The organism is Bacillus sp. VA13, assembly GCF_055710085.1.
Window position 1 is genome coordinate 260258 of record NZ_JBVQPP010000001.1, and the last position, 13660, is coordinate 273917.

The window sequence follows — 13660 nt, forward strand, 5'->3', positions numbered from 1 at the left end:
ATGAGAAATAATGATAATACCCGCAATTTAGCTAATCCTTCTGTCAGCTATGGTGAGACTTTACATATATCTGAAGAGCAGCCGGCAACTATACCTGAGGTTTTATACAGAACGGCTGCGGAGCTGGGGGATACAAAGGGAATCATTTATTTGCAGCCGGATGGAACTGAAGTGTACCAATCATATGGACGATTGTGGAATGATGCGTTGCGTATCGTGAAGGGTCTCCGCCAATCAGGCCTGAAAGCAAAACAAAATGTGATTTTGCAGCTTGGCGACAATTCACAGCTTCTCCCTGCATTCTGGGGGTGTGTTTTAGCAGGAATTGTTCCGGCTCCGTTAGCCGTTCCGCCAACATATGCTGAATCGAGCAGCGGGACTCAAAAGCTGAAAGACGCATGGACGCTTCTTGATAAGCCGGTGGTGCTTACGGATCGGGACATGCACCAGGAAATGCTCAATTGGGCAAAAGAGCAAGACCTTGAAGAATTCCGTGCAATTGCTGTAGAGGATCTGCTCAGTGCTGAAGCGGAGACGGATTGGCATCAATCCAGTCCTGAAGACTTAGCGCTTTTATTGCTGACTTCAGGCAGTACGGGAACGCCCAAAGCAGTTATGCTGAATCATCGAAACATTATGAGTATGGTGAAAGGGATTATTCAAATGCAAGGCTTCACCAGAGAAGATATCACGTTTAACTGGATGCCGTTTGATCATGTCGGAGGCATTGGGATGCTGCATTTGCGGGATGTCTATCTCGGCTGCCAAGAAATTAACGTCTCAAGTGAAACGATCTTAATGGAGCCGCTGAAATGGCTGGATTGGATTGATCATTACCGTGCTTCTGTTACGTGGGCGCCGAATTTTGCGTTCGGTCTTGTCACTGATTTTGCAGAAGAAATGAAAGATCGGAAATGGGATCTATCCTCAATGCGTTACATGCTCAATGGCGGTGAAGCAATGGTAGCCAAGGTAGGGCGCAGAATGCTTGAGCTTTTAGAACCTTATGGACTGCCTGCTGATGCCATCCGACCTGCATGGGGAATGTCCGAAACTTCATCGGGCGTTATTTTTTCTCATGAGTTTACCCGGGCTGCAACAAGTGATGATGATCATTTTGTTGAGATAGGTTCTCCAATTCCTGGATTCTCTATGAGAATAGTGAATGACCATAATGAAGTGGTTGAAGAAGGCGAGATTGGCCGTTTTCAAGTCTCTGGTCTTTCCGTTACAAGCGGTTATTACCGGCGCCCGGATTTAAATGAGAGTGTGTTTACAGAAGATGGATGGTTTGAAACCGGAGATCTTGGCTTTTTGCGAAACGGGCGCTTAACCATAACGGGGCGCACGAAAGATGCAATTATCATTAACGGCATTAATTATTACAGTCATGCGATTGAGTCTGCTGTTGAAGAATTACCGGACATCGAAACTTCTTATACTGCTGCCTGCGCAGTCCGCGTGGATCAGAATTCAACAGATCAGCTGGCTATCTTCTTTGTTGCTTCCGCAAAAATGAATGATGAGCAAATGTCTCAGCTTCTTAGAAACATACAATCCCATGTCTCACAGGTGATCGGAGTCACCCCAGAATATTTGCTGCCGGTCCAAAAAGAAGAGATTCCGAAAACGGCTATCGGAAAGATTCAGCGCACTCAGCTGAAAACTTCATTTGAAAATGGAGAGTTCGACTCCTTGCTTCATAAATCCAACCGGATGAACGGTGCGGTTCAGGACGGGGAGACGCAGCAAGCAGATCATGCGAAAAGAATAAGGGAAGAGGTACAGGAGCATCTGCTCAGCTGTTTGACTGAGGAGTTGCATGTTTCCCGTGATTGGGTAGAGCCAAATGCAACTATCCAGAGCCTTGGAGTGAATTCTATCAAGATGATGAAGCTCATTCGGTCGATCGAGAAAAAATACAGTATCAAACTCACAGCCAGAGAGATACATAAGTATCCTACGATTGAACGCTTGGCTCATTATGTATCTGATCATGAAGACATTAGCAGCTTGTCTGCTGACAGGGAGGGTACTGACACATTTAAAACGGAACCGGAAAAGAGTCAGGCATCTTTTCAGCCCCTATCTGAGGTTCAAAAAGGATTATGGACATTGCAAAAAATGTCACCTGAAAAAAGTGCATATCACGTACCTCTCTGTTTTCGATTTTCGTCAGGGCTTCACCTTGAAACATTACAGCAGGCTTTCGGCCTTGTATTGAATCAGCACCCGATCTTAAAGCACATCATCCAAGAGAAAGATGGAGTACCATTTCTAAAAAATGAGCCAGGGATTTCGCTTGAAATCAAGACAGAAGACATTTCTGGTATGAAAGAGTCTGCCATTCCTTCTTTTCTTAGAAAGAAAGCAAAGGAACCGTATGTAAAGGAAAACAGCCCATTAGTGCGTGTCATGAGTTTTTCCAGATCTGAACAAGAGCATTTTTTGCTTATTGTCATTCACCATATGATTTTTGACGGGGTTTCATCTGTAACATTTATACGCTGTCTGTTTGACAGCTATAAGCTTCTTTTAGAAGGACGACAGCCGGAAGTGTCAGTTTCTCCTGCCATGAATCATGATTTTGCGGCATGGGAGCAGAACATGCTAGCCGGAGAAGACGGCGCGAAGCATCGTTCATACTGGCAGAAACAGCTATCGGGAACTTTGCCGAATCTGCAGTTGCCTAAGGTCAGCACGAGTTCAGCTGATTCTGAGTTTGAAGAGGATACATACACCCGGCAGCTGCCCAGCGGCTTCATGAATCGAGTGAGGGCGTTTGCGAAAGAGCATTCCGTGAATGTTTCGACGGTATTCTTGAGCTGCTATATGGTGCTGCTTGGCCGTTATACCGGCCAAAAGGAACAGATTGTCGGCATGCCGGCAATGGTGAGACCGGAAGAAAGATTTGATACTTCCATTGGACACTTTCTCAATATGCTCCCGATTCGCAGTGAGCTGAACCCGGCAGACACTTTTTCTGAATTTATTTCAAAATTGCAATTAACGATGCTGGATGGGCTTGATCATGCAGCTTATCCTTTTCCGAAAATGGTGAGGGATTTGAATGCTCCTCGCAGCCAAACGGGTTCACCAATATTTCAAACCGCTTTTTTCTATCAAAATTTTCTTCAATCCGGAAGCTATCAAAACTTGTTGAGCCGCTATGCTGACTTCTTTTCTGTCGATTTCATTGATCGTATTCATCAAGAGGGCGAATACGAACTAGTATTTGAACTGTGGGAAACAGAAGAAAAAATGGAGCTGAACATCAAGTACGTAACTACGCTGTTTGATGCGGCTTCTATATCCGCGATGTTCGATCATTTTGTTTATGTAACAGAACAGGCGATGTTGAATCCTTCTCAACCTTTAAAAGAGTATTCTTTATTACCTGAAGCAGAGGAGCAGATGATTCTCAAAACATGGAACGCCACTGACAAAACGTATCCATATACATGTTTTCATGAATTATTTGAGCAGCAGGCGAAAAAGACACCTGATAGGGCAGCTGTCAGCTATGAAGATCAAACATTGACGTATCGGGAGCTCGATGAAAGAAGTACACAGCTGGCCATTTATTTGCAGGCGCATGGAGTGGGACCTGACCGTCTGGCGGGAATCTATGTGGATCGATCGCTTGACATGCTGGTGGGATTATTGGCGATTCTTAAGGCTGGAGGAGCATATGTGCCGTTAGACCCGTCCTATCCGGCTGAGCGACTGGAATACATGCTGGAGGACAGTGAAGTATCCATGACGCTGACGACATCAGAATTAGTAAATACGTTGAATTGGAACGGCATCAAGACTGCTCTGTTAGATCAAGACTGGGATGAGATCGCACAAACAGCCTCTGATCGAAAAGTGCTTACACGCACTGTCACGCCGGAGCATTTGGCATATGTCATTTATACATCCGGCAGTACAGGAAAGCCAAAAGGCGTCATGATACCGCATAAAGCTTTGACAAATTTTCTTGTTTCAATGGGAGAAACACCGGGTCTTTCGCCAGAGGATAAAATGCTCGCTGTCACAACCTATTGTTTTGATATCGCAGCTCTGGAGTTATATTTGCCTTTGATAAAGGGCGCACACTGCCATATTTGTCAAACGGAGCATACAAAAGACGTTGAAAAACTGAAACAGGACATCCAAACGATCAAACCGACAGTGATGCAGGCAACCCCCGCTACATGGAAGATGCTCTTTTATTCAGGCTGGGAAAATGAAGAGAGAGTGAAAATTCTATGCGGAGGCGAAGCTTTGCCTGAGACGTTAAAACGATATTTCTTACATACAGGCAGCGAAGCCTGGAATATGTTCGGACCAACCGAAACAACAATCTGGTCAGCGGTTCAGCGTATTAACGAGGAATGCTCTCATGCCACGATAGGAAGGCCAATCGCCAATACACAAATGTATATTACGGATTCTCAGCTTGTTCCAGTACCGGCTGGAGTCCCGGGTGAGCTTTGCATTGCAGGGGACGGCGTGGCGAAGGGCTATTACAAAAAGCAAGAATTAACGAATTCGAAATTCATTGACAGCCCTTTTGAGCCTGGATCGAAGCTTTATAGAACAGGAGATATGGCGCGCTGGCTTCCGGGAGGACGAATTGAATATATAGGCCGTATCGATAATCAAGTGAAAATACGCGGATTCCGTATTGAACTTGGCGATATTGAAAGCAGGCTCAGTGAGCATCCTGGCATTCAGGAATGCGTCGTGGTTGCAACTGAAGAGAATGGAATGGATAAGCTTGCTGCCTATTATACAGCTCAACATGTAAATGCTTCTCTTGGGGCAAGGGAGCTGCGTCATTATGTAAAAGACGTTTTGCCTGCCTATATGGTGCCTTCTTATTTTATTCAGCTTGACCATATGCCGTTAACACCGAACGGAAAAATAGACAGAAACAGTCTTAAAAATAAAGAACTTACAGCGAAGCAGCCAAAGCAAAGGGAGATCTCTCCTAAGAACATTCAGGATGCGGTTTTCACCATTTGGCAGGATGTGCTGAAAATGACTGACATTGAATGGGAAGACGGATTTTTCGATGTGGGCGGGGATTCGCTTCTAGCGGTTACTGTCGCTGACCGCATCAAACATGAACTATCCTGTGAGTTTTCTGTCACAGACCTGTTTGAGTACTCAACGATCAAAAATATCAGCCAATACATTACTGAACAACGGATGGCCGATACAAGTGCCTCGATGCCGACAGAACCGGCAGTTCATATAGATCAGTCCACCCAGATGAGCGAACTCCCAGATTATTATGAGGATAGTGTGGCGGTTATTGGCATATCGTGTGAATTCCCAGGGGCGAAAAACCATGCTGAGTTTTGGGAGAACCTCAGAGACGGCAAGGAAAGCATTACGTTTTTTAGTAAAGAAGAGCTTCAGCGTTTTGGCATTTCAGAGGAGATAGCGGAGAATGCCAGCTATGTCCCGGCTAAATCTTCAATTGATGGGAAAGACAAATTTGACCCAGGCTTCTTTCAAATCTCTCCTAAAGACGCTGAATTTATGGACCCGCAGCTTCGAATGCTGCTGACTCACTCATGGAAAGCAATAGAAGATGCCGGTTATGCTGCGAAGCAGATTCCGCAAACCAGTGTTTTTATGTCGGCAAGCAATAATTCTTATCGCGCGCTGCTGCCGTCAGATACAACAGAGAGTCTGGAAACGCCGGATGGCTATGTCTCGTGGGTGCTTGCGCAGAGCGGGTCGATTCCGACAATGATTTCCCATAAGCTCGGGCTGAAAGGGCCAAGCTATTTCGTCCATGCCAATTGCTCATCGTCCCTGATTGGATTGCATTCTGCCTATAAAAGCCTGCTGTCAGGTGAATCTGCTCATGCTTTAGTTGGTGGTGCAACGCTGCATACCGAGTCAAATATCGGATATATGCATCAGCCGGGTCTTAACTTTTCGAGCGACGGACATATTAAAGCTTTTGACGCTTCAGCTGACGGAATGATAGGCGGTGAGGGTGTTGCCGTAGTATTGCTGAAAAAAGCGGCTGATGCTGTAAAAGACGGGGATCATATCTATGCTTTGCTGAGAGGCATAGGTGTAAATAACGATGGCGCCGACAAAGTCGGTTTTTATGCTCCTAGTGTCAAAGGACAGGCTGACGTGGTGCAAAAGGTCATGAATCAAACGAAGATACAGCCTGAATCCATCTGCTATGTGGAAGCGCACGGAACTGGAACGAAGCTGGGAGATCCAATCGAGCTGGCGGCTTTAACGAACGTTTACAGGCAATATACAAATAAAACGCAATTTTGTGGCATTGGGTCGGTGAAAACCAATATCGGACATTTAGATACGGCCGCCGGTCTGGCGGGCTGCATTAAGGTCATGATGAGTCTTTATCATCAGGAGCTTGCACCGAGCATCAATTATAAGGAACCGAATCCAAATACAGACTTGGCCAGCTCTCCTTTTTACATCGTTGATCAAAAGAAAACGTTAAGCCGTGATATCAAAACGCACAGGGCTGCACTTAGCTCGTTCGGGCTTGGCGGGACAAACACTCATGCGATTTTCGAACAGTACAAAAGGGATTCAGATAAGAAAAAGATAGACGGGACCTGCATCATACCGATCTCGGCGAAAAATAAAGAGAGGCTGCAAGAGTATGTAGAAGACATTCTGGCCTATTTGGAAAGAAAAGGGCTTGAGCCTAGCCAGCTCCCTGATTTTGCGTATACCCTTCAGGTCGGACGGGAAGCGATGGAGTATCGCGTCGCCTTTACTGCCGATCATGTGAATGAGTTAAAACAGAAGCTCACAGATTTTATCAATGGAAAAAAAGCGATTGAAGGCTGTTTTCAAGGAAGTAAGCACAATGCCAGGGAGATTTCATGGCTGACGGAGGATGAGGACAGCGCGGACCTGATCCGTAAGTGGATGGCCAAAGGAAAAGTGAGCAAGCTCGCGGAAATTTGGAGCAAGGGAGCGCATATGGATTGGATGCAGCTTTACAAAGGTGAGCGTCCATACAGAATGAGCCTGCCGACATATCCATTTGCAAAGGAACGATACTGGCCATCGCAGGATGACCGCAAGCCGTCGGGTCAAATATCATCCAATCAGACAGAGACCGGTTTCATTCATCCGCTGCTCCATCAGAATACATCTGATTTTTCTGAACAGAAATTCAGTTCGGTTTTCACTGGTGAGGAATTCTTTCTGAGAGACCATGTGGTAAGAGGAAAACCGGTGCTCCCTGGTGTTGCGTACCTTGAAATGGCGCACGCGGCTGTCGAGCAGGCGACAGGAAGCAATAATGGTCAAGGGATCAGAATCAGATTGAATCATACAGTCTGGGTTCAGCCTGTTGTGGTTGACGAACATTCGGCTCAAGTGGATATCGGTCTCTTTCCTGAAGAAGGTGGGAAAATCACTTTTGACATTTACAGTACACAGGAAGACGGGGCCGACCCGATTATTCATAGTCAAGGCAGTGCGGAGCTGGTATCTGCCGCCGAAACGCCGGTCGCAGATCTCACTGAAATTTCAAGCCGCTGCGGCAAAGGAAAGATGTCACCTGATCAATTTTATGAAGAAGGCAGAAGCAGAGGGATGTTCCATGGTTCGGCCTTCCAAGGAATTAAGAATGTGGATATAGGAAACAGAGAGGTTTTGGCGCAGCTGCAGCTTCCAGAAAACGTTTCTGAAACGAGAGAACAGTTTGTGCTGCACCCGAGTATCATGGACTCCGCCTTGCAGACGGCAACAATATGCATCATGCAGGAATTGACGGATCAAAAGCTGATTTTGCCATTTGCGCTTGAACAGCTTGAGGTGATTAAAGGATGTTCTTCTTCTATGTGGGCTTATGCCCGCTTAAGTGACGGTGATCACGCCGGAGATATGGTTCAGAAAGCGGATATCGATGTCATTGGCGAGAGCGGAGACGTATGTGTCAGGATTAAAGGATTCTCCACGAGAGTATTGGAGGGAGAGGTTCATTCATCAAAGCCTTCATCACAGCATGAACGCTTAATGCTCGAGCCGGTATGGGGAGAACAGAAGGGCGGATTTGAGGACGAAGACCTTTCATTCGCAGAGCAAATTGTTGTTCTCTTTGAAACTGAACGAAGTGTCACAGACAGCCTTGCATCAAACTTGAAGGATGCCCATGTCATAACTCTGAATGAAGCTGAAGGGCATATTGCTGAACGTTATCAGATTTACGCGCAGAACGTGTTTGAGCTAGTGCAAAGAAAGATCCGTGAGCATTCTGCCGGCCGTATTATGATTCAAGCCATCGTTCCACTAAAAAAAGAGAAACAATTGTTTGCCGGTGTTTCCGGTCTGCTTAAAACAGCTGAATTAGAGTTCAGCAAACTGACAGCTCAGGTCATCGAAATCGAGAAACCTGAAGAGATGAATGATCTTCATCTCAAGCTGAAAGACGACAGTCGGAGGCCTGCGGATAAAAAGATTCGATATGAGGCTGGAAACCGTTTTGTGAAAGGTTGGCGGGAAATGGCGCTGCCTTCCGCTGAAGAGCTTCATATGCCGTGGAGAGACGAGGGTGTTTATCTAATTACAGGCGGAGCAGGAAGATTAGGCCTGCTGTTTGCAAAGGAAATTGCTAATCGAACCGTTCGATCCACTATTGTGCTGACGGGACGCTCTGTTTTGAGTGAGCGTAAGGAACATGAACTGGAGGCTCTGCGAAGCATGGGAGCAGAGGTCGTCTATCGAGAGGCTGATGTAAGTGATCAGAGGGCGGTTCGGCGTCTCATGGAGGAAATCAAAGAAAAGCATGGCACTCTTAACGGAATTATTCACGGTGCAGGCAGCATTAAAGATCACTTCATCGTTCATAAAACGAATGAAGAGTTTCTAGAAGTGTTACAGCCAAAAGTGAGCGGGTTGTTACATGTAGACGAATACAGCAAGGATTTTCCATTGGACTTTTTCATTTTATTCTCATCTGTTTCCGGATGTTTAGGAAACGCTGGACAAGCCGATTATGCCGCAGCCAATACGTTTATGGATGCATTTGCTGCATACCGCAGTTCTCTTGTGGCATCCAAGAAGCGATTCGGCTCAACCATTTCCTTTAACTGGCCGTTATGGGAAGAAGGCGGTATGCAAGTCGGCGCTGAAGTTGAGCAGAGAATGCTGAAAACGATGGGAATGGTCCCGATGCCAACAGATAGCGCCTTGAAAGCATTTTATCAAGGAATAGCATCTGAAAAATCGCAAGTTTTTGTGATGGAAGGGCAGCTTCAGAAAATGAAGCAAAAACTGCTTTCTGCAGGAGAGAAAGCCAAACGGAACGATCAGAGAAACGCGAATCAGGATCACGGACAAACCCGAAAATTGGAGTCGTCTTTGATTCAAATGGTTGGCGAGATTTTAAAGGTAAACACTGGCGATATCGATGTCAATACAGAGCTGAGTGAGTACGGATTCGATTCGGTTACATTCACTGTCTTTACAAACAAGATCAACGAAGCATACCAATTGGAACTAACGCCGACCATTTTCTTTGAATACGGGAGCATCCAAAGCTTGGCTGAATATGTAATGGCGGCGCATCCGGGAGAATTGAATCAAGATGCTGCTGTTAATGACACAGATGAAAGATCAAGCTCATTGCACAGTTTAAACAGCCTGAGTTCATCATTAGGCAACATGGTCAGTGCGATTTTAAAAGTGGATAGTGAAGATATTGATGTCAATACAGAGCTAAGTGAATACGGATTTGATTCGGTTACATTTACGGTCTTTACAAACAAGATCAACGAAGCATATCAATTGGAGCTTACGCCGACCATTTTCTTTGAATATGGAAGCATTCAAAGCTTGGCTGGATATTTGATAGATGAATTTGAGGAAACTTTTGTTCAGGAGAGCAAAAAATCAGAGGGGCAAGAAGAGTTACAGACTAATATATCATCTGAAGTTCCGAAAATGACAGCGCGTAGAAAGCACCGCTTCCAACAGCCTGTTATTGCAAAAGAAGAAAGCAGCAAAAAGCAGACTGCCGATTTTGAGCCGATTGCAATTGTGGGTATCAGCGGCCGATTCCCTGGCGCTATGGATATAGATGAATTTTGGAAAAACCTAGAGGAAGGCAAAGACAGCATCACAGAAGTTCCAAAAGATCGATGGGATTGGCGGGAGCATTATGGAAATCCTGACACTGAAGTCAATAAAACCGACATCAAATGGGGCGGGTTTATTGATGGTGTCGCAGAGTTTGATCCATTGTTTTTTGGTGTTTCGCCGCGAGAAGCCAATTATGTAGACCCTCAGCAACGTCTGTTAATGACGTATGTGTGGAAGGCGCTGGAAGATGCGGGCTGCTCGCCGCAAAGCCTTTCGGGTACAGGGACGGGTATCTTTATCGGTACTGGAAACACAGGTTACAAAGACCTATTCCATAGAGCGAATCTTCCAATTGAAGGCCATGCCGCTACAGGTCATATGATCCCTTCGGTTGGCCCGAATAGAATGAGTTATTTTTTAAATATTCACGGTCCGAGCGAGCCAGTCGAAACAGCTTGTTCCAGCTCTCTTGTAGCCATACACCGTGCTGTGACCGCGATGCAAAGCGGCAATTGTGAAATGGCGATCGCAGGAGGCGTGAATACGATCCTAACCGAGGAGGCGCACATTAGCTACAGCAAGGCCGGCATGCTAAGCAAAGACGGCAGGTGTAAAACCTTCTCCGCCGATGCGAATGGTTATGTCAGAGGTGAAGGTGTCGGAATGGTCATGCTGAAAAAGCTGGCAGACGCCGAGCGCGACGGGAATCACATTTACGGTGTTATTCGGGGGACGGCGGAAAATCACGGCGGAAGAGCCAATACCCTCACATCACCTAATCCGAAAGCACAAGCTGATTTGTTAGTGCGTGCATATCGCCAAGCAGGCATAGATCCAAGCACGGTCACATATATCGAAGCGCATGGAACGGGGACGGAATTGGGTGATCCAATTGAAATAAACGGGCTGAAAGCCGCGTTTAAGGAATTATCCAATAAGAGAGGCGGCAGCCAGCCGGACATTCCGGATCACCGTTGCGGCATCGGCTCAGTTAAAAGCAATATCGGCCATTTGGAGCTTGCCGCAGGTATCTCAGGTCTGATCAAAGTGCTGCTGCAAATGAAGCATAAAACGTTAGTGAAAAGCCTGCATTGCGAGACGCTTAATCCTTATCTTCAGCTGGCTGACAGTCCGTTTTACATCGTTCAGGAAAAACAGGAATGGAAGGCTGTCACAGATCGTGACGGAAACGAGCTTCCGCGCCGCGCCGGAGTCAGTTCGTTTGGAATTGGCGGAGTAAACGCACATATTGTGATTGAAGAATATACGCCAAAAGCCAATTCAAAACAAACGGCACCAGAACAGCCAAACATGATTGTGCTGTCGGCTAAAAATAAAAACAGGCTAATGGATCGTGTTTCGCAATTTCTGGAGGCGATTCGCAAGCAAAAATATACAGATAAAGATTTGCACCGCATCGCTTACACCCTGCAAGTTGGGCGAGAAGAAATGGATGAGCGTCTGGCGTGTATTGCGGGGACGGTGCAGGAACTTGAAGAAAAACTGCAGGCGTTTGTTGACGGTAAGGAAGAAACTGAAGCATTCTTCCGGGGACGGTCGAATCGAAATAAAGAAACCCAGGCCATTTTTACAGAAGATGAGGATATGGCGATAGCAATTGATGCTTGGATCAGAAAAAGAAAATACGCTAAACTTGCTGATTTATGGGTCAAAGGCGTGACGATCCAGTGGAATACATTATACGGCAAGACCAAACCGCGCCTGATCAGTCTCCCTTCATATCCATTTGCAAAGGATCGCTATTGGGTACCGGTAAAGGAACATTCAGAATCGGACAAGAAAGAACTAGTTGATGCTAGAGAAAAGCGCACCGCATGTATTTTGACAAAACAATGGAGTTTGAGCCCGGTTGGCTCAACAGTGCCAGTGACACGAATGGTTGCCATCCTGAGCAATCAAGAGACAGCAGATTTGGCAGCTGAAGTGTCTACGTATTTTCCGAACCATCTTATATTAGATGTGAGCCGGATAGACTGGTACCAGCCAGACATTGATTGGAAAGAGTTTGACGGCCTAGTGGATGTCATCGGCTGCGGTGAAGATGATGAAGACCAGCTGGATTGGATTGAATGGGTGCAAAGACTGGTTGAATTCGGGCATAAAGAGGGGCTCAGGCTGCTTTGTGTGACGAAGGGGCTCGAATCGTTTCAAAACACATCCGTCCAAATGGCAGGCGCCTCACGAGCTGGTTTGTATCGAATGCTTCAAAGCGAGTACAGCCACCTTACATCAAGGCATATGGACGCAGAGGAGGTTATTGATCATCATCTCGCGAAGCAGATCGCTGATGAGTTTTATTCAGATTCTCATGATACGGAGGTTTGCTACAGAGACGGTTTGCGGTATCAGGCTTTTCTAAAAGCGTATGCTGAAACAGGTGAGGGAGCCGAACAAAGGAAGACCTTCCCTAAAGATCATGTGCTTTTCATTACAGGCGGGACACGAGGCATCGGACTATTATGTGCCCGGCATTTTGCGGAGCACTATGGAGTGAAAAAGCTGGTGCTGACCGGGCGAGAGCAGCTTCCACCGCGAGAGGAGTGGGCTCGTTTTGAGACATCAAACACATCCGCGGCAGAGAAAATTCAGGCAGTGCGGGAGCTGGAAGCGCAGGGTGTGCAAGTGCAAATGCTGTCGCTTACGTTATCTGATGATGCTCATGTTGAGCAAACGCTGCAACATATCAAGCGAACATTAGGACCGATCGGCGGTGTCATTCATTGTGCAGGTCTGACGGATATGGACACTCTGGCGTTTATTCGAAAAACTTCTGATGATATTCAGCGGGTGCTGGAGCCTAAAGTTGCTGGGCTGACAACGCTATATCGCCACGTGTGTAACGAGCCATTACAGTTTTTTGTATTATTTTCTTCTGTTTCAGCCATTATTCCGCAGCTTTCGGCGGGACAAGCTGACTACGCTATGGCCAATAGCTATATGGATTATTTTGCGGAAGCACATCGGAAAAATGCGCCGATCATCAGTGTTCAGTGGCCGAATTGGAAAGAAACCGGTATGGGCGAAGTGACAAATGATGCATATCGAGAAAGCGGCTTGCTGAGCATTACGAATTCAGAGGGCTTACGTTTTCTAGATCAAATCTTATCAAAAACGCTCGAACCGGTTGTTCTCCCTGCGCTGGCGAATCAAACAAATTGGGAGCCGGAGCTACTGATGAAGCGGAGGAAACGGCATGAGGACGGTTTGCGGGAATCGACTTTGCAGAGCCCGCTGGCCAAAGATAACGAAGGGATCGATGCAATTTCTAAAAGTGAGGGGCTATTATCTGAAACACAGTCCTGGCTTGTTGATTTGTTTTCCGAAGAGCTGAGAATTGATCGTGAAGACTTTGAGATTGACGGATTATTTCAAGATTATGGGGTGGATTCGATCATTTTGGCACAGGTGCTTCAGCGTATAAACCGCAAATTAGAAGCAGCGCTCGATCCATCTATTCTATATGAATACCCGACAATTCAAAGATTCGCAGATTGGCTGATCGGCTCTTATTCCGAAACGCTGTCTGCTCTATTCGGAGGCGGGATATCGGGTA

Annotated in this window: 1 protein-coding gene (only partly in view); it reads left to right on the plus strand. The window is 46.3% G+C overall.

Going from position 1 to position 13660, the window contains the following annotated elements:
• A protein-coding gene (locus AC0C66_RS01305) for an amino acid adenylation domain-containing protein (protein WP_472973467.1) crosses the window boundary here: on the plus strand, window positions 1-13660 show its 5' portion. 1481 nt of this gene lie beyond the right edge of the window; the window shows 13660 of its 15141 coding nt (coding positions 1-13660); the start codon lies at window positions 1-3; the stop codon falls past the right edge of the window.